The sequence below is a fragment of the Streptomyces sp. NPDC016640 genome (genome assembly GCF_043076215.1).
Classification (GTDB): domain Bacteria; phylum Actinomycetota; class Actinomycetes; order Streptomycetales; family Streptomycetaceae; genus Streptomyces.
Genome location: NZ_JBIBRG010000015.1, coordinates 34,289 through 51,320, shown reverse-complemented (window position 1 = coordinate 51,320; position 17,032 = coordinate 34,289). Strand labels below are relative to the sequence as shown.

Below are 17,032 nucleotides of genomic sequence, written 5' to 3'. Positions count from 1 at the left end.
GACTCCGGAACGGGTAGCGGAGGGGGGAAGCCCCCGCTCCTGCCGACCTGGCCCTGCCCTGTCGCTACTCGCCGTTCCGATCCTCCTCACGGGCCGGTACGGCTCGCACATTCCACGAGCGGGCGGCCCCGGTCGGCAACGCGCGCCTCGCTCGTGGGAATCCCCCACTCCGTTGAGCTCTGAACCAAGTGGGGCGATGGACAGGCCTGGTGATTTCCGAAGCTCTGACCGCGATTCCGTGAATGATCCGGTACCGCGGCAGGCTGCCGCCGAATCGGTCCGGCCTCTCGACCACGCTGCCGAAACGGCACGTCGTCCGGCCGGCCGGCGGCCCGATGTTTCCTCCGTCACGGTGTGCGGTGCAGACGGCTTGACGCGTCGTGGTTCCGGAGCGGCGGCGCGGTCGAGCGCCGGATTACCGGTGAGGCGCTTGTCTTCGGCAGGATGGGTGCATGACCGAGATCCGCACACCCCGTCTCCTCCTCCGTAGCTGGCACGACGACGACCTCGCGCCGATGGCGGAGATCAACGCGGACCCACGGGTCATGCGCTGGGTCGACGACGGCTCGGTGCGCGACCTGGACCACACGGCCCAGGACATCGAGCGGTGGGAGGAGGACTGGGACGAGGAGGGCTTCGGACTCTTCGCCGTCGAGCTGCTGGCCTCGGGCGAACTGATCGGCTTCACAGGGCTGTCCGTGCCCGAGTTCCTGCCGGAGGTGATGCCCGCCGTGGCGATCAGCTGGCGGCTCGGCTCACAGTTCTGGGGCCAGGGGTACGCGTCCGAAGCCGCGCACGCCACACTGGAGTTCGCACTCCAGGACCGCGGCCTGGACCGCGTCATCAGCATCAGCCGGGCGGGGGACGACGCCTCCGAGAAGGTCATCCGCAAGCTCGGCATGGTGCCCGCGCGAGAGACGGCACACCCGGTGTACGGCTACCCGCTGCGCGTTCACATCATCGATCTCACCGAGTTCCAGACATGAACCGGCCGAGCCGTCGATCGCCACAGAACAGCCGACCACTCTCCCTACGTCCCCGAGCGCATTGATCGCGGCGGTACGGACACCCGCGGACGGGTGGTGTCCTCCTATAGCTGACCTGCGCTTTCACGGAACCGCTGACAGGGCGGTTTTCAAGAATCCCCATCACCGGTACGCGTGTGAGGACCGGATGCTCGTACATCAGGGCGCGGCGGCCCGGATGTGAGTAAGGCCGGTGTCGAGGAGTTGGCGCAGGCGGGCGGGTGTGGGGGCGATCGCGGTGACGAGCAGTGCGGGCGCGTTCGCCAAGGGGACGAGTACGGCGTGGCCTTCAGCCGGGTGGTCCTCGAGGAGGAGCGGTGGGTGGTCGGAGTTCAGGCGGGGATGGATGGCGAGGAGTTGTCCGGCGGCGCGGTGGAGGCCCAGGACGGCGGGGCCGTCCCAGGCGGTGGCCGGGTCACCGTAAAAGGTGTGCTGGTCGAGGAGGGGGCGGCCGTCGCGCCGTACGGTCAGCCGGGTGAAGAGCAGGCCAGAGGGTTCGGTCGTGCGGCCGAGTTGTTGCTCCTCGCGCAGCAGCAACCGGGCGGTCGGGGCTAGTTCGACGGTGCAGGTTTGGTACAGGGCGCTGTCGCGTGTGCTGATCAGTGGTTGGGGCAGCCAGTTCAGGGAAGCGTCCTCGCCGATGGTGAGGCGGACGTCGTAGGTGGCGGGTGCGGTGGTGGGGCCGCGCAGGGCGATGGTGGCGGCGGCCGTGGTCACCTCCAGGCGGGCCCGGGACTCGGCCGTGACGTCGAGTGCGAGGCGGTCGCCGCCCAGGGGAGCACTCATGGCCCCGAGCACGGTGATTCGAGCCCGTTTGCCGCGGGGGCGCAGCCGCCTCAAGTGGAAGGGGCCGTCGCTGTGCAGGAGCGGGACGGTGGTGGTGCGGCCGTTGTGGCCGGCGCGGATACGGGCGGTGGCGTGGACACCGGCGGTGCAGGGGTTGCGGGCGCCGTCCACGGAGGCGCCGGCCTGGTGCCCCGATGCGGCGAGGTGAGCGTCGACAGCGTCGGCCCGAGGCTCGCGGCCGGGCGGGCCCGTGGCGGGGAGTTGTGTGGTGCCGGTCATGCGGCGTCTCCGGCACGCCAGGCGGCGAGACGCCCGGTGAGCCAGTCGGCGACGGGACTGATGCCGTCGGTGGTGGCGAGGCTGGTGAAGGCGATCGGCAGGGTGCCGCGCTGCTTTTTCGCGTCGGCGGCCATGGTGTCCAGGTCGGCTCCGACGTGGGGCGCGAGGTCGGTTTTGTTGATGATCAGGAGGTCGGCGGTGGTGATGCCGGGGCCGCCCTTGCGGGGGATGTCGTCGCCGCTGGCCACATCGATCACGAATACCTGGGTGTCGACGAGTCCGCGGGAGAAGGTGGCGGTGAGGTTGTCGCCTCCGGACTCGACGAGGATCAGGTCCAGGGGATGCAGCGTCTGTTCCAGTTGTTCGACTGCTTCGAGGTTGGCGGAGATGTCGTCGCGGATCGCGGTGTGCGGGCAGGCTCCTGTTTCCACGGCGGTGATGCGTTCCGGGGGCAGGACGGCTTCGCGGCGCAGGAACTCGGCGTCCTCACGGGTGTAGATGTCGTTGGTGACCACGGCGATGGACAGCCGGTCGCGCAGGGTGCGGCACAGCGCGGCGACAGTGGCGGTCTTGCCGGAGCCGACCGGTCCGCCCAGGCCGACCCGCAGCGCGCGGCGGCTGCCGTCGGAGCGCACCGGCTCGGCGCCATGGGTGTGGCGGTGGGGAAAAGTCGTGGGATGTTCGAGGTGCACGGTGGCTCCCGTAGGCGTGGAGACGGTTCAGGATGCGAACAGGCGGACGGTCCTGGCGGCGTGCCGCTCACCGATGATGTCCAGCAGCGGGGCAGAGGCAGCGGGCAGTGCGCTGACGCCGTCGGCGGGGATGCGGGTGGCCGCGTCGGCGGCTGTGCGGGCGACGTCGTCGATTTCACCGGAGAGCCGGGCGAGGAGTGCGGTGGCATCAAGCGGGTCCAGGCTCAGCAGCCGTACCGCCGCGGTCGCCGGTCCGCTGACGTTCTCGTAGGCGGTGCACCGGGCGGCGTCCAGCGGCGTCAGGCCGGCGGACCGGGCCGTGGCACCGAGGACGACCGGTTGGTGCACTCCTTGCGGCCGGTTGCGAGCGAGTTGGTCGAGGTCCGGTGAGGGCCAGGTGGCGCGGGCCGCCCGCAGCATCTGCCGGCCGAGCCTGCGGGCGACCTGGCGCAGCGCCGGCGAGGGGGTGCGGGCGTCGGCGGCCTCGTCCAGCGCCAGGAGATCGTGTCCCGTGGCCGCGGCGGCGGCGAGACCGGCGGCGGTCAGCCCGGCGGTGTGCAGACGACCCCGGCAGAACGCCTCCAGGCTCGCCGTGTCGTGCACGCTGTGGGAGGCCACTGCGGCCTCCATACCGCCCGAGTGGGCATATCCGCCAGCCGGGAAACGGCCGTCGGCCAGGACGAGCAGGGCAGCACGGGTCATGGAACAGCGGCCTGCCTTTCTGTGAACAAGGTGACCCGTGCGGGGCCACGGACGGGTCAGAAGAGGAAGTAGCGCTGGGCCATGGGCAGCTCGGTGGCGTAGTTCAGTGCGATCTGTTGGCCATTCACCGTGGTGCGTACATCGGATTCGACGGCGCCGCCGATGGTCACGTCGAAGGTGTCGGGGCCGACGACGACCTCCGGCATGCCGTCGTTGTGCACCATGTCGGCCTTGGTCACCCCGCGGGTGTCCTTGATGACGCGCAGCCCTTTGGACAGGCCGCTGCGGGACAGCTCGCCGTCGGCGGCGAGCTCGGCCACGAAGTTGAAGGAGTTCGCGCCGGGGGAGCGGCCGGTGGAGCCCCATACCGGGCGGGGCAGGAACGGCTGGGGGGTGGGGATGGAGGCGTTGGCGTCGCCGATCTGCGCGTAGGCGATCTGGCCGCCCTTGATGACCATGTGCGTCTTCACGCCGAAGAACTTCGGTTCCCACAGCACCAGGTCGGCCAGCTTGCCCACCTCGACGGAGCCGACCTCGTGGTCGATGCCGTGAGTGACGGCCGGGTTGATCGTGTACTTGGCGACGTAGCGGCGGGCCCGGAAGTTGTCCGCCTGGGCGTCGTCCTCGTGGAGGTGGCCGTAGCGGGTCTTCATGACGTGCGCGGTCTGCCAGGTCCGCATGATCATCTCGCCGATGCGGCCCATGGCCTGCGCGTCGGAGGACATCATCGAGATGGCGCCCATGTCGTGCAGAAGGTCCTCGGCGGCCATGGTGGAGGGCCGGATCCGCGAGTCGGCGAACTTCATGTCCGCCTCGACCTCGGGATTGAGGTGGTGGCACACGATCATCATGTCGATGTGCTCCTTGACGGTGTTGACCGTCAGGGGGCGGGTCGGGTTCGTCGACGCGGGCAGCACGTTCGGTTTGCCGACCAGGCTGATCATGTCGGGTGCGTGGCCGCCGCCGGCGCCTTCGACGTGGAAGATGTGCAGGCTGCGATGCCGGGCCTTCTTGGCTGCCGGGTCCTTCGTCGCGGCGAAGGTGTGCTGCACGAACCCGGACTCGTTCAGGGAGTCGGCGTGCAGGGCGACCTGGACGCCGGTCTCGTCGCACACCCTCAGGGCCGCGTCGATCACCGCCGGCGTGGCACCCCAGTCCTCGTGGATCTTGAAGCCCAGGGCGCCGGCGGCGACCTGGTCCCGCAGCGCCTTCTCGGACACGGTGCTGCCCTTGGCGAGCAGACCGATGTTCACCGGGTACGAGTCCAGTGCCTCGAACATCCGCTGGATGTGCCACTTGCCCGGCGTCACCGTGGTCGCCTTACTGCCCTCGGCCGGCCCGGTGCCGCCGCCGATCAGCGTCGTCACACCTGAGGCGAGCGCCTCATGGATCTGCCCGGGGCACAGGAAGTGCACATGCGTGTCGACACCACCCGCGGTCAGGATGCGTCCGTTGCCGGCGATCACCTCCGTCTCGGGACCGACGACGAAGTCCGAGAAACGCTGGAGACTGTTCGGGCTCGGGGACATCGTCTCGGGGTTGTACGCTCTGCCGATCGCCTTGATCCGCCCGTCGCGCAGCCCGACGTCGGCCTTCACCACCCCCCAGTGGTCCAGGACCAGCGCACCGGTGATCACGGTGTCCACCGGCTCGCGGGGATCATCCCGCGGAATGTGCGACTGGCCCATGGACTCGCGGATCACCTTGCCGCCGCCGAAGACCATCTCATCACCGCTGCGGCCGGGGCCGCCGCTGAAGTCGGCGTCGATCCGCAGCACGAGGTCGGTGTCGGCGAGCCGCACCCGGTCGCCGACCGTAGGACCGTACAGGTCGGCATACCGCGAACGCGTCAGCGGATCGTACGGCCGAGCGGTCTCACTGCTCATCGAGATTCGTCTCCTGCTCGCTCTTGCCGGCCTGAAGACCCCGGACGATGCGCTCACCCGCGATGGGCACCAGCCGCACGGTGCGCTCATCGCCCGGCTCGAACCGCTCCGAGGTACCCGAGGCGATGTGCAGACGCATGCCGTGCGCGGCCTCACGGTCGAAAACGAGGCCTTCGTTGGCCTCGGCGAAGTGGTAGTGGGAACCCACCTGAACCGGACGGTCCGAGGGGTTGCTCACGGCCAGGTCCACATAAGCCGGTCCCTCGTTGAAGACGATCCGGTGCTCCTCGTCATCGGGGAGAAGTTCGAGCTTGCCCGGATGGACGGTCACGTCCTTGTCCGCCTCGTCGAACGGATCGTGGATCGTCACCAGCTTCGTCCCGTCCGGGAACGTCGCCTCGACCTGCACGTTGCTGATCATCTCCGGGACACCGTCCATGACCTCGTCCCGGGTCAGCACGCGTCGGCCGGACTCCATGACCGTGTCCACTGTCGCCCCGGCCCGGGCCTCCTCGTACACATGCGCCGCCAGCAGTGCCATGGCCTCCGGATAGTTCAGCCGCAGGCCTCGCTCACGGCGTCGCCGGGCCACGTCCGCCGCCACATGGACCAGCAGACGCTCCTGCTCGTGCGGAGTCAGATGCATACGCGCTTCCCCCTTCCTGCTCATCGGTCGATCCGCGCGGCCCAGGCCCACGGGAACAGCGCGGGGAACGCTGGTGAGCTGCCGCAGACCGATCCTCGAGCCATCAGGTAGCAGAATCGGCAAAACACCTACTGTCCGCACCGAACGAGTGAAAAGCAGGCGTGTGTGGTGCACGGGGTGCTGTACTCGGAGAGCGTTTGAGGTGGACGGACTGCCCTTGATGCCCTGATGAGCTCCTCGCCAGGTGGAGGCGGTCTCGTCCCCGGGCAGCGGCACGATGAGCCACCGGCCGGGCGGGAACAGCCGCCCCCCGGGGGTGGTGAGCCCGCCGTAGACGGACCTGAGGAACCCGGGGACGGAGTCCCGTGGCCACGTCGTGGAACTCCACCCCCTCGACGGTGATCCTGGCATCGTCCTCGGGGAACAGCCGGACGCTCGCGGTGGGCGACCCCGTCAGTTCCACGAACGCCTCGTGCGGCAGTGAGCCGCCGGGATCGAACACGGTGAACAGCTCGGCCGACGTGCGCCGCGAGGTCCGGTCCGCGCCGAGCTCCGATCATGCCGGAGCACCCGAATCATGCCGGAGCACCCGAAGAGATCTGGACCGGTGCCATTCGTCTGCCGGACCCCGCCCGCTCAGACCTCGGGTCCCTCCGGTGCCGCGGGAGGCTCCGTGGGCGTCGGCGCCGGCCGAGTGAAGAGGACGGCGCGGGCCACCGGCGGAGCGACCAGCGCGGAGACGGGCCGGGCGAGCGCCAGTACGGCACGGAAGGCGCCGCCCACGACCGGGTCGCCGGGTGCCCTCTCCTGGACCCGGCCCAGGTACCAGTCCGCGACCCGGTCCGCGGGGCCGCCGTCGAGGGCGTTGCCAAGGGCACCCGGCATCTTGCGGTCCGCCCCGGCGGAGATGTCCCACGCCTGCCGGGACGCCGCGAGCAACGCCCGCTGCACGCGCCGGGTCGTAGGCGTACGGCGCGGGTCAGCGAGCGCGTCACGCAGGGCGACCGCGCTCATCGCGGCGACGGCCATGCCCTGGCCGTAGACCGGGTTGAAGGTGCACAGCGCGTCGCCGGTGGCGAGGAATCCCGCCGGCGGGCCGGGCAGGTCGTAGCGGCGGCGGACGTTGGCGGTGCGCCGGTAGCCGAACGGCGGGGAGAGCGGTTCGGCCTCATCGATCCAGCGGTCCAGGAGCGGATGGCCCAGCCGCTTGGCGTACGTCACGAACTCGTCGTCGTCCGTGGGCGGTTCGTTGCCGCGCAGCCCGGAGACGATCACCAGGTGGGTGCCGTCCTCCAGAGGCAGCGCACCGCCGCCGTGCAACTGGGAGGGGCCGGGATAGACGTAGTACCCGACGGTCGCACCGTCGAGAACCCCCTTCGGGCCGCGGTAGACGCGGGAAGCGTAAGCGAGCCCCGTGTCGAGGGTCTCCTCGTGTGGGGCCGCGGCGCCGATCGCGGCGAGCCACTGCGGCGCCTTCGTACCGGCGCCGGAGGCATCGACGACCAGGTCGGCCTCCAGGGCCCGGGGTTCTGCGCGCGCGTCCCCGGACCGCTCCCGCAGCAGAACGCCCCGCACCCGCGAGGCGTCACCGAGGAGCCCCACGACATCGGCGCCCTCCACGGTGCCGATCAGCGGGTTGGCGAGAACCCGCCGCCGTACCAGCTCCTCCAGTTGCGCGCGGGACCCGGTGCAGATGTGCGTGGAGGCGGACACCCGGCGGAACCAGCGCCCGGCCTGCCAGAGCACCATGTCCGACGGCATGCCCACCCACGGCGCGCCCGCCTCCCGCAACTCCGTGAGGAAGCCCGGCAGCAGCGCTTCCATGGCCACCTGCCCACCCTGCAGCAGCACATGGGGATGGCGCCCCTGCGGCACCCCGGATCGCGGCTCGGCACCGCCCGGGAACCGGTCCCGCTCTACGACGGTCACCCGGTCGGCATGCCCGGCCAGCACGTGCGCCGCGAGCAGCCCCGCGAGGCTCCCACCCACGACCACCACATGCCGCCCACCCCGACGGCCCGCACCTACGGCAGAGTTCACCGGCCCACTCCCTGGTCGCCCCGACACCGAATCGACACAAGTATCCCGCCGTCCGGGCCGGGTTGACCGAGTTTCAGCCCTTCTGCCCGCCCGTTCGGAGGACAGCACAAGCCGAGAGGTCCGGCGAGGCCGTCGTAGAGGCCGATCCGCGCCGCGCGCTGCAGGGGTCCCGCAGAGAGCGTCGCAGCTCTCGGTCGGACGAACCGTGAACCCGCACCGGAACAGACCCTCGCCTTTCGCCGCCCAGCGCGCGCCCGGGTCGTATGGAGAGGCCAGGCGCAGATGGCCGGGCGGAGGCAGACCCAGGGCACCCCGGATCCCGAACGCTTCGCGAACGGCTGATACTCCAGCCGTAGATCGCTGGTGCGACGTCCGACCGGCCGCGCCTACGGGTGCGTGTCCGTGATCGCGATGACCTGATCGAGGCGGTCCAGGGCAGCCTGCAAGTCGTCGACCTTGGCCTGGATGCGGTCCCGCTCGGCGCGCAGCATGGCTCGTTGCTCGGCGTCGGTGTGCCCGGAGTCCCAGCACGGAAGGAGTTCCGTGATCCTTCGGCTGGTCAGGCCGGCGGCGAACATCTGCTGGAAGAAGCGGACCAGGGTGACGGCATCCTGCCGGTAGAGGCGCTGGCCGGATGGGCTGCGCTCGGCGATGAGCAGTCCCTGCTGCTCGTAGTAGCGCACGGCGCGTACCGAGACGCCGGCACCCCGTGCCACCTCGCCGATGCGGATCAGCCGCTCGGTCGCGGCCTCTGTGACGGTCATGGTGATTCCTCTCACCCCGGCCCTGATGATCAGCGCTTGCCTCTGACGTTGGCGTCAGGTTTTAGCGTACCGGGCATGGACATCACCAACTCAGTTGCCCTTGTCACCGGAGCCAACCGCGGCCTGGGCCGCGCCTTCGCCCAGCGCCTGCTCGAACGGGGCGCCCGCAAGGTCTACGCGACGGCTCGCCGGCCCGAGACCGTGGACCTGCCCGGGGTCGACGTGCTGCCCCTCGACATCGCCGATCCCGCATCCGTGAGGGCCGCAGCCGAGGCCGCCCCGGACGTCTCGCTGCTCATCAACAACGCGGGGATCCAGACGGGGACCGATCTGGTGACCGGTTCGCTGGACGCGGTACGGCACGAGCTGGAGACCAACGTGTTCGGCCACTTGGGAATGATCCGGGAGTTCGCGCCGGCGCTCGCCAGGAACGACGGGGGCGCGATCGTCAACGTCCTCTCCGCCATGTCATGGTTCGGGGGCAGGGGCGCCAATGCCTACCACCTGACCAAGGCCGCCGCCTGGGCCATGACCAACGGCGTCCGCCTGGAACTCGCCGAGCAGGGCACACTCGTGACAGCGGTGCACCTCGGCCTGGCCGACACCGACATGGCCGCGGGCTGGCCCGTGGCCAAGATCGCGCCGTCGGACCTGGCCGACGCGGCGCTCGACGGTGTCGAGGCGGGCTCCGCCGAGGTCCTCGCCGACCAGTGGAGCCGGGACGTCAAGTCCAGGCTGCCGCTGGCGCCGGAAGAATTCAACGCCGCGATGGACCGCGCCCTGGCGGCGCTAACGGCGGCATGAGGGGCCCTCGGGGCGCACTGACCTCGGTCGGTTGCTTCTGAGCTCGGTCAATGAATACTCCATCCGCAGCTGTGGATCCTCACGCTGTGGCCTCGCGCCGGCGGTAGTGGCAGTCGCGGGCGCGGGCCTGGTGCCGACGACGCCACAGGGGCCAGTGCAGGCGATGGTCGCGTTGGCCGTTCGGGGATGCGGCGGGCAGAGCGAACAGTCGCTGTATTTCGTTGCGGGTGAGGGCGATGAGTCCGGTGGGGGCGGGGTGTTCGTAGTGCTCGCCGGCGCGGACCACGGCCGGGAAGGCGTGGGCGGGCATCGCGAGGGTCACCCGGCGCAGCCAGGGGGTGTGGCGGCGGACCTGGCGCTCATCCAGGCCGGCGAGGCCCTCGCCGGCCTGGAAGGTCCCCTCGATCTTCCAGCGGGTTCCGGCGACGCGGACCGGGGCGGGCAGCGCTACTGGCCGTGGGCTGAAACGGCGTCGACCTCGCGGAAGCTGAGCGGGAAGCGGAAGCACAGCCACACGCGGTGCGCGATCACCTCGACCGGGTACCGGTGCCCCCTGTACGACGGCGGCGCGGACGGCACGAGCGAACCCCTTCCCAGCACGGCCAACCAGAAGATCGTCCCACTCGGTCAGCCAACGTGACAGTGCCCCCGTACAGCATCCTCCGCTCGAGCAGGGACAAGCGCCCCGGGCGGACGAGGGCGCTGCGGGGATCATGGATTCCGCGGCGCATACGAATTGAGGCGAGACGGTTCGTCTTGTTATGGTGGGGGCATGGCTTTTCTCTTCTTCGTCTGAGTCCTGGCACGGCGGCTGCCGCCGTTTCCGCTGCCCGTGGACCTTCGCACGCCCAGGGAAAGTCACATGCGCGACCGCGCCCGCACCACCTTGCCCACTGTCGTCCCCGCTGCCGTGGCGCAGCTGTCCGTCAGGGACGTCACCAAGTCCTACGGCACCCGGACCGTCCTCGACCAGGTCGGCTTCACCCTCCGTCCGGGTGAGAAAGCCGCCGTCATCGGCGAGAACGGCTCCGGCAAGTCCACCCTGCTGCGGCTGCTCGCCGCAGTCGAGACGCCGGACGCCGGGGAGATCACCGTCAGCTTCCCCGGCGGCACCGGCCACCTCACCCAGACCCCCGGCCTCGATGCGGACCGCACCGTGCAGGACGCCGTCGACCTCGCCCTTGCCGAGCTTCGTGACATGGAGCGCCGGCTGCGCTCGGCGGAGGAGCACCTGGGCGAGGCGTCCGAGGACGAGCTCGCCGCGTACGGCGAGCTGCTGATCGCCTACGAGGAACGCGGCGGATACGAGGCGGAAGTCCGCGTCGACGCAGCCCTGCACGGGCTCGGACTCGCCCGGATCACCCGCGACCGTGTGCTGGGATCGCTGTCCGGCGGCGAGCAGTCGAGGCTCGCGCTCGCCTGCGTGCTGGCCGGCGCCCCCGAACTGCTGCTCCTCGACGAGCCGACGAACCACCTCGACGCGGCGGCCGTGCACTGGCTCGAGGAGCATCTGCGCGCCCACCGCGGGACCGTCGTCGCGGTCACCCACGACCGCGGTTTCCTGGAACGCATCGCCACCACGATCCTCGAGGTCGACCGGGATGCGCGCACGGTGCACCGGTACGGCGACGGCTGGGCCGGCTACCGCACCGCGAAGGCCGCCGCCCGGCGCCGCGCGGAGCAGGAGCACGTCCACTGGCTCCGGGAGGTGGCCCACATGGAGGAACTGCTGGAGTCCGCCGGTAAGCGGCTGGCCACCACCGGCAAGGACCCACGGCAGGGCTTCGGCAAGCACCGTCGCTCACACGAGGCGAAGCTCGGCGGACAGGTGCGGGCGGCCCGGGACCGGCTGGCGCACCTGCGCCGCAACCCGGTGGCGGCACCGCCGGAACCGTTGCGGTTCACGGTGACACCGACGGCGGACGCCGGGTGTCCCGCCGACCGCCCGCTCGCCGAGCTCGACGGTGTGCGGGTCGGGGAGCGGCTGCGTCTGGACGGACTGCTGGCGATCGCACCGGGACAGCGGCTACTGGTCACGGGCGAGAACGGGGCGGGCAAGTCGACGCTGCTGCGCGTCCTGGCGGGCGACCTGGAGCCGGACGCGGGCACGGTGCGTCGCCCCGCCCGGATCGGCTACCTCGCTCAGGAACTGCCCGTGCACTCCACGCGGCTCTCGCTGCTCGCCGCCTTCGCGTCCGGGCGGCCGGGACTGCCGGACGAGCACGTCGAACGACTCCTGGCACTGGGGCTGTTCCGCGAGGAGGACCTGCACGTTCCGGTCGCCGCCCTGTCCGCGGGCCAGCAACGGCGTCTGCAGATCGCCCGCCTGGTGACCTGCCCCGCGGACCTCCTCGTCCTCGACGAGCCGACCAACCACATCGCCCTCGACCTGGTCGAGGACCTTCAGGCGGCGCTCGCGACGTACCCGGGATCAGTGGTCGCGGTCTCGCACGACCGCGACTTCCGCACAGGCTTCGAAGGGGAGCAGTTGGAGCTGCACGCGGGCCGCAGGCGCTGACCCTCCCGGGTCCTTCCCCTCCGGGAGAAGACCTCTACCCGTGCCACCAGGTGTCCGAGCGGCATTGTCACGTTGTCGGTTCGTGAGTCCTGAGTGGCTCTGCCGTCGCCTGGGAGCTGTCCGGCCGATCACGGTCGCGGGTGGTCCGGCGTGATGCCGGGGTGAGCATCGTCGTCGGGTTCTTCGCGGCTGCGGCAGTCCGCCGCGTGAGCCTTTCCGCAGGCGGGCCACCTGGCTGTCGGTCTTCTCCGGGATCGTGTGCCGAACGCCCCGCCGCCGCAGGTGCTCCCGACATGGCCTGTTGCCGTATGCCTTGTCCGCGGTAAGGCTGTCCGGCTTCTCGTGCGGCCTCCCTGGGCCTGGTCCGGGGACACGGATCTTCTCCAGGACCGGCTTGAGCTGGGTGCAGTCCGCCCGCTGACCTGGAGTGGTGACCAAGGACAGCGGGCGGCAGCGGCCGTCCGCGCTCGGATGGACCTTGCTGGTGAACCCGCCCCGCGAACGACCCAGCCCCTCACCTCCAGCACCACCTCCACCAGGCGGCCGACGAGGCTCTGCCACGGCGGCTCGTCCTGGTGTTCCACCTCGCCGCCCCCCTTCGAGCCGGGCGCCAGGGGCGGATCGATGCGGGCGCCGGCCGCATGCTGGTGCGCGCGGACGATGGTGGAGTCCACCGAGATGTCCCAGTCGGTTTCACCCGCCGCGTCAGCCGCGGCCTGGATCTGCTGCAGCAGACGTTCCCGAGTGCCGTCGGCCGGTCACAGCCGGTGGCGTTCGTAGACGGTCTTCCACGGGCCGGACCGTTCGGGCAGGTCACGCCACTGCACCCCGGTCCGCACCCGATGCAGAAGCCCGTCGATCACCTGCCGATGATCCCGCCACCGGCCACAACGCCCGTTGCCGACCGGCAGGAACGGCCGCAGCCGTTCCCACTCGGCATCTGTCGGACCGCCCCGCCCCACGCCCACATCAACCGACGCCGGCGAGCGAGGCGACATGCTCACCACCGCCGAGCGTGAGGAGCTGGCCGCCCTGCGCAAGGAAAACTCCAGCTCAAGCGGGCGAACGAGGTCCTGCGGACGGTCTCGGCTTTTTTCGCGGCCCGGCTCGATCCGACCCGGCCCAGGTGACCGTGCTCCTCGACGAGCACCCGCACCTGGGGGTCGAGCCCGTACTCCGGGAACTTTCCGTCCCCTCCTCCACCTGCTACCGGTGGCGCCAGGCCGAGACCGACCCGTGCGAACGGCGCCGCCGGGACGCGGCATCGGACTGATCTGACGTTCTCCGGCTGCCCGGGGACACCGCCTCGTGTACCGCGCTGGGCGTGCCCGGCGAACAGGATGTCCGGCACCTCATCGGTCCCGAGTCCAGGGCACTCGACCGCAGCAAGGAGGCGGGCAGCTGCTCCGCGCGCTTCAGGACCTCGGCCCGACCCGTGGGGCGGGAGGAGACCGGTCCGCTGGATTGGAGCGGGCAACAGAGCCCGCGAAGAGTCCTCCCAAACGACTCGATACGCCGCTCCCGGGCTCGCAAGCCCCGCTCCTCCGCCGGCTCCCGCCCGTGCTGGGCCTCCGCCGGCCGGCGCTTCAGGCGCTCGCGTTCGAGGGCGGCCTGAGGGACGCGACGTCGCCGGGCGCACCCTGCCCGCCGTCCGCCCCGGCCGGGGCGGGGTCGGGCGATGAGGGCGCGTTCAGTCGAAACCCGGCCGCCAGCAGATCCTCCACGGGGAGCAGCCACCCACGCCGCTCGTCCAGGACGGCGCCGGGGAAAGCGCCGTCCTCACGACGACGCCGGACGGTGGTACGGCTCACCCCGCACGCGGCGGCAGCCTCACGTGGACTCAGCATCGGACGCGGCATGCGCACATCCGCCACCAGTCCACACCCCACCCGACACAGCCGATACCAACCCCCGAGCCAGGCGGTCAGTGACCCGCCGGATACCAGGCTCCCGGCAGGGCAAGCCCGCTCGGCAGAGGTGATCCGTTGTCCGGGACCAGGCCAGGGGGCGCGGAACCGGTCGCTCCGGAAAAGTTGACCCGGCAGCCGGAGAACGCCGCCCCGGTGAAGCTGACCTCGCCGCCGGAGAACACCGCTTCATCGAAGTCGACCTCGCCGCCGGAGAACGCCGCCCCGGTGAAGAAGACCATGCCACCGGAGAACTTCGCCATGTTGAAGCTGACTTTGCCGCCGGAGAACGTCGCCTCGAGGAAGAACACCGCGCCATTGGGGAACTTCGCCCCGATGAAGGAGACCATGCCACCGGAAAACTTCGTCCTGATGAATCGGACCGCGCCATTGGAGAACGTCGCCCCGCTGAAATCGACCGTGCCACTGGAGATGGTGATGCCGGTGAAGTCTCCGCCGTCGAAGACGACGCCGGTGAAGTCGAGGTCGTGGCCTTGCCAGGAGCGGGGGTGCTGGGGTGGGAGGCGGAGGTGGTCACGGATGAGGCGGATGACGGTGTGCCGTACTTCCCGCAGGGCAAGGTAGACGTGCCGTGCTTCGGCGTCGTCGTCGGGCAGGTCGGTTTCGGGGGTGTAGGGCAGGCGGAGGTAGGCGCACAGGACGTCGATGCAGGTCTGGCGCAGTTCACGGGTGGGCGCGTCGTCGGCCAGGCCGGCCAGGGCGTGCACACCGCCCAGACGCACGGCGGCGGAGTCGTCCCCGAGCTGGGAGACGGCGGTGGTGAAGCGCTCGGTGTGAAGCCGGGTGGCGTCGCGCAGCGCGCCGTCCTCGTCGACGCGCTGGCGCCGGTAGGCCACGACCAAAGCGACCAGCGCGCCGGCCCCGGCGACCACGCCGAAGGAAAGTTTGACCAGTTCGAACAGCGTCTTGGAATCGATACGGTGCTCGGTCTTCACCTCCCGGGCCCCCAGCAGGTCCCATGCGGTGTAGAACACCGTGGCGGCGACCACGAGCGCGACGGTGAAGGCCAGCGCAAGGACGGGGCCCACAGGCCACAGACGCAGGCCACGCCGTTCGGTCCGGCGTCGAGACGGACGAGGATTCATGACCGATAGGACCAACCGGAGGGACGACTAGTTGCAGTCAACCTCCCCCCGATATCCTGCCGGCCCGTCCGTCCGTAGCAGATCGGGGGGCGGACGGCCGGGCGCTGGGAGGGGGCGTGTTCAGCGTTGCCGCTGTCGGCGGAATCACTGAACGCTTTTCGTCTCGAGCGCCAGGTGATCCCGATGGCGTGAACGGCAGCGACCGTGCGCCCGATGCGGTCGACGGCGGTCGGCACCGCACCCCGTACGGTGATGGACCGCGTGGTCTCCTCCTGCACGCCGAGCGTCCGCGCGCTCCACCACGCCCGCCGGCACGCCCCCGTCCCGGACACCTCACCGGCCGGCATCCCCCGCGCCCTCGGCGTCGCGATGCCCGTCACCCCCGGCCTGCCCGGCGGCGGCCCCCTGCACCACGCGAGCGAAGAGGTCGCCACGCTCCGCGGGCATCTGCCCGGACAGGTGGCGGCGGGGCCGGAAGTGAGGCGAGATGCCGCTGAACACGGACAGGAACCGCTGCGCCCCGCCTACCGAGCGGAATACCCTTCATCGCGCGCTCGCGTTGCCTCGTGGGCTGGTGGCTGTTCTCCGTCCGGTTGTCCAGACCCTTGTGCGGGCGATGTTCCACCGAGGGCATGACCTCCAGGCCGTCGACGCCCGGCGGCAGTCACAGCAGTCGCTCCGCGAGGTAGCGCTGGAATTGCCACAGCGGGCGTTCCAGATGGGAGAACCGACCGTTGGACGGAGCCGGGTGGGAGGCCAGGCCACGCTGAACGCCGCGGACGGCCACCAGATCCTCTTCCTGGATCCGGGCGATCTGGGCGCGTAGGCCGTCCGACTGCTCCGCGGAACCGAGTGTGTCCGCCACTTCGGGCGGGACCATGACCGTGATCCGTGTGTCGTGGGTGGCGGGACCGGTGGGCAGCCAGCGGATGCCGACCGCGCTGTCGGGCAGTACCGCCAGGACGAACTGGGGGAAGATCCCGGCGATGAGCATCCCCGGCTGCGATCCCCGACCGGTTCGCGCCTGCCTTCCCGGGCCGGTCCCACCGCGCTCTGGATGGGACAGCGGTGTGAACATGGTGAACCAGCGACCGTCGCATTCGTCGACCTCCGTGTCCCGGGCCGGCAGCACCGGGTCCAGGGTCGCCGCATGCGTGCCCATGTGGTGGTAGTTCTCGCAACCGTTCTCCACCGCCACCTTCCAGTTGGCGGGCACGCCCTCCCAGACTTGGGTGTGGACGCTCACCCAGTCCGCGATGCCGTGGCTGCTCAGCCGCAGGTCCAGCCCGTGCAGTTCGGGCGCCACCGGTGCCGCGCCGGGATCGAGGTTGAGCATGACGAAGCCGTTCCAGACCTCGACGCGGTGAGCGGGGAGCCGGCAGCCTGCCCGGTCGAAGTCGACCCGCTGCATCAGTGGAGCACCGGCGAGCTGCCCCGCGTACTGGCCGTTCAACCGGTAGGTCCAGGCGTGATACGGGCAGGTCAGCCGTCGCAGGCAGCCGTGCTCCGGCGCGGTCTCCGGCGGCAGGAGGTCCATGAACCGGTGGCGGCACACCCGGGACAGGGCATGCAACTCGCCCTGCTCGTCCCGGGTGATCACCAGGGGTGTGCCGAGGATGTCCAGCCGCAGATAACTCCCCGGCTGCGGAATCTCCTCGGTCCGTGCCACGCACAGCCACTCCCGCCGGAAGATCCGTTCGACCTCCCGTTCGTAGAACTCGGGAGAGGTGTAGGCATGGGGCGGCAGTGTCTGGCCGCGTTCGAGCGGGAGCGCTGCCAGACGCCGCAGCTCCGCGAGCGTCGCGCGCAGCGCCTCGGGGGCGGAGGGTGCGGGGGCCGCAGGGCCGGTGGCCTCGGTCTGGTGGAGAGCCATGGTG

The 17,032-nt window shown here is 70.8% G+C and carries 16 protein-coding genes and 3 pseudogenes; 3 read left to right on the top strand and 16 right to left on the bottom strand.

Annotation, left to right across the window (positions count from 1 at the left end):
* Positions 1-452: 452 nt before the first annotated feature.
* Positions 453-986 (top strand): GNAT family N-acetyltransferase, encoded by a 534-nt coding sequence (locus ACF07S_RS26835; RefSeq protein WP_391966938.1) that lies wholly within the window; start codon positions 453-455, stop codon positions 984-986.
* Positions 987-1,184: 198 nt separating this feature from the next.
* Here ACF07S_RS26835 and ACF07S_RS26830 read toward each other — a convergent pair whose 3' ends face one another.
* The 8 genes and pseudogenes from ACF07S_RS26830 to ACF07S_RS26795 all read right to left on the bottom strand — a co-directional run bounded on the left by ACF07S_RS26830 (position 1,185) and on the right by ACF07S_RS26795 (position 8,820).
* Positions 1,185-2,090, bottom strand: coding sequence for an urease accessory protein UreD (locus ACF07S_RS26830; protein WP_391975319.1), 906 nt, complete (start codon positions 2,088-2,090; stop codon positions 1,185-1,187).
* On the bottom strand, positions 2,087-2,782 hold the full coding sequence (gene ureG / locus ACF07S_RS26825) for an urease accessory protein UreG (RefSeq protein ID WP_391975318.1): 696 nt from the start codon (positions 2,780-2,782) through the stop codon (positions 2,087-2,089). The genes ACF07S_RS26830 and ureG overlap by 4 nt, the downstream gene beginning before the upstream one ends.
* 27 nt (positions 2,783-2,809) lie before the next feature.
* Positions 2,810-3,484, bottom strand: a complete 675-nt coding sequence (locus ACF07S_RS26820; RefSeq protein WP_391975317.1) for an urease accessory protein UreF — start codon at positions 3,482-3,484, stop codon at positions 2,810-2,812.
* A 56-nt stretch (positions 3,485-3,540) separates the two neighbouring features.
* Positions 3,541-5,370 (bottom strand): urease subunit alpha, encoded by a 1,830-nt coding sequence (locus tag ACF07S_RS26815; RefSeq protein ID WP_391975316.1) that lies wholly within the window; start codon positions 5,368-5,370, stop codon positions 3,541-3,543.
* Positions 5,360-6,016, bottom strand: a complete 657-nt coding sequence (locus ACF07S_RS26810; RefSeq protein ID WP_391966943.1) for an urease subunit gamma — start codon at positions 6,014-6,016, stop codon at positions 5,360-5,362. Before ACF07S_RS26810 ends, ACF07S_RS26815 begins: the two co-directional genes overlap by 11 nt.
* A gap of 252 nt (positions 6,017-6,268) precedes the next feature.
* Positions 6,269-6,569, bottom strand: a pseudogene (locus tag ACF07S_RS26805) (hypothetical protein); the annotation flags it as partial.
* An 83-nt stretch (positions 6,570-6,652) separates the two neighbouring features.
* Positions 6,653-8,005, bottom strand: coding sequence for an FAD-dependent oxidoreductase (locus ACF07S_RS26800; RefSeq protein WP_391975392.1), 1,353 nt, complete (start codon positions 8,003-8,005; stop codon positions 6,653-6,655).
* A gap of 437 nt (positions 8,006-8,442) precedes the next feature.
* Positions 8,443-8,820 (bottom strand): MerR family transcriptional regulator, encoded by a 378-nt coding sequence (locus ACF07S_RS26795; RefSeq protein ID WP_391966944.1) that lies wholly within the window; start codon positions 8,818-8,820, stop codon positions 8,443-8,445.
* A gap of 75 nt (positions 8,821-8,895) precedes the next feature.
* Between ACF07S_RS26795 and ACF07S_RS26790 the strand changes: the two genes are divergently transcribed.
* Complete coding sequence (locus ACF07S_RS26790; RefSeq protein ID WP_391966945.1) at positions 8,896-9,624, top strand: SDR family oxidoreductase; 729 nt, start codon at positions 8,896-8,898, stop codon at positions 9,622-9,624.
* 79 nt (positions 9,625-9,703) lie between these two features.
* On the opposite strand, the gene ACF07S_RS26785 is transcribed toward ACF07S_RS26790, so the two are convergent.
* Positions 9,704-10,138 (bottom strand): hypothetical protein, encoded by a 435-nt coding sequence (locus ACF07S_RS26785; protein WP_391975315.1) that lies wholly within the window; start codon positions 10,136-10,138, stop codon positions 9,704-9,706.
* Positions 10,096-10,203, bottom strand: a pseudogene (locus ACF07S_RS26780) (IS6 family transposase); the annotation flags it as partial. The pseudogene ACF07S_RS26780 and the gene ACF07S_RS26785, both read right to left, overlap by 43 nt.
* A gap of 283 nt (positions 10,204-10,486) precedes the next feature.
* Between ACF07S_RS26780 and abc-f the strand changes: the two are divergent.
* On the top strand, positions 10,487-12,142 hold the full coding sequence (gene abc-f, locus ACF07S_RS26775) for a ribosomal protection-like ABC-F family protein (protein WP_391975314.1): 1,656 nt from the start codon (positions 10,487-10,489) through the stop codon (positions 12,140-12,142).
* On the opposite strand, the gene ACF07S_RS26770 is transcribed toward abc-f, so the two are convergent.
* From ACF07S_RS26770 to ACF07S_RS26745, 6 genes and pseudogenes are all read right to left on the bottom strand, one after another.
* Complete coding sequence (locus tag ACF07S_RS26770) at positions 12,056-12,703, bottom strand: transposase (protein WP_391966978.1); 648 nt, start codon at positions 12,701-12,703, stop codon at positions 12,056-12,058. The genes abc-f and ACF07S_RS26770 overlap by 87 nt on opposite strands.
* Before the next feature lie 197 nt (positions 12,704-12,900).
* The gene (locus tag ACF07S_RS26765) at positions 12,901-13,140 is read right to left on the bottom strand and encodes a transposase (RefSeq protein ID WP_391975391.1); all 240 of its coding nucleotides are present in this window, start codon (positions 13,138-13,140) and stop codon (positions 12,901-12,903) included.
* Between the two features lie 588 nt (positions 13,141-13,728).
* A complete protein-coding gene (locus ACF07S_RS26760; RefSeq protein WP_391975313.1) occupies positions 13,729-13,989 on the bottom strand; it encodes a helix-turn-helix domain-containing protein in 261 nt (86 codons plus the stop codon).
* A gap of 77 nt (positions 13,990-14,066) precedes the next feature.
* Positions 14,067-15,098 carry a pentapeptide repeat-containing protein gene (locus ACF07S_RS26755; RefSeq protein WP_391966948.1) on the bottom strand — a complete coding sequence of 344 codons (1,032 nt, stop codon included), beginning with the start codon at positions 15,096-15,098 and terminating at the stop codon, positions 14,067-14,069.
* 390 nt (positions 15,099-15,488) lie between these two features.
* Positions 15,489-15,795 (bottom strand): annotated as a pseudogene (locus ACF07S_RS26750) (DDE-type integrase/transposase/recombinase); the annotation flags it as partial.
* A gap of 24 nt (positions 15,796-15,819) precedes the next feature.
* On the bottom strand, positions 15,820-17,028 hold the full coding sequence (locus tag ACF07S_RS26745) for an aromatic ring-hydroxylating dioxygenase subunit alpha (protein WP_391975312.1): 1,209 nt from the start codon (positions 17,026-17,028) through the stop codon (positions 15,820-15,822).
* Positions 17,029-17,032 lie beyond the last annotated feature (4 nt).

Excerpts from the sequence above, each read along its gene's own strand:
- ACF07S_RS26765 (WP_391975391.1), bottom strand. The coding sequence starts at position 13,140 with ATGTCGCCTCGCTCGCCGGCGTCGGTTGATGTGGGCGTGGGGCGGGGC.
- ACF07S_RS26760 (WP_391975313.1), bottom strand. The coding sequence starts at position 13,989 with ATGCTGAGTCCACGTGAGGCTGCCGCCGCGTGCGGGGTGAGCCGTACC.
- ACF07S_RS26795 (WP_391966944.1), bottom strand. The coding sequence starts at position 8,820 with ATGACCGTCACAGAGGCCGCGACCGAGCGGCTGATCCGCATCGGCGAG.
- ACF07S_RS26810 (WP_391966943.1), bottom strand. The coding sequence starts at position 6,016 with ATGCATCTGACTCCGCACGAGCAGGAGCGTCTGCTGGTCCATGTGGCG.
- ACF07S_RS26815 (WP_391975316.1), bottom strand. The coding sequence starts at position 5,370 with ATGAGCAGTGAGACCGCTCGGCCGTACGATCCGCTGACGCGTTCGCGG.
- ACF07S_RS26790 (WP_391966945.1), top strand. The coding sequence starts at position 8,896 with ATGGACATCACCAACTCAGTTGCCCTTGTCACCGGAGCCAACCGCGGC.
- ACF07S_RS26745 (WP_391975312.1), bottom strand. The coding sequence starts at position 17,028 with ATGGCTCTCCACCAGACCGAGGCCACCGGCCCTGCGGCCCCCGCACCC.
- ACF07S_RS26835 (WP_391966938.1), top strand. The coding sequence starts at position 453 with ATGACCGAGATCCGCACACCCCGTCTCCTCCTCCGTAGCTGGCACGAC.
- ACF07S_RS26820 (WP_391975317.1), bottom strand. The coding sequence starts at position 3,484 with ATGACCCGTGCTGCCCTGCTCGTCCTGGCCGACGGCCGTTTCCCGGCT.
- abc-f (WP_391975314.1), top strand. The coding sequence starts at position 10,487 with ATGCGCGACCGCGCCCGCACCACCTTGCCCACTGTCGTCCCCGCTGCC.
- ACF07S_RS26830 (WP_391975319.1), bottom strand. The coding sequence starts at position 2,090 with ATGACCGGCACCACACAACTCCCCGCCACGGGCCCGCCCGGCCGCGAG.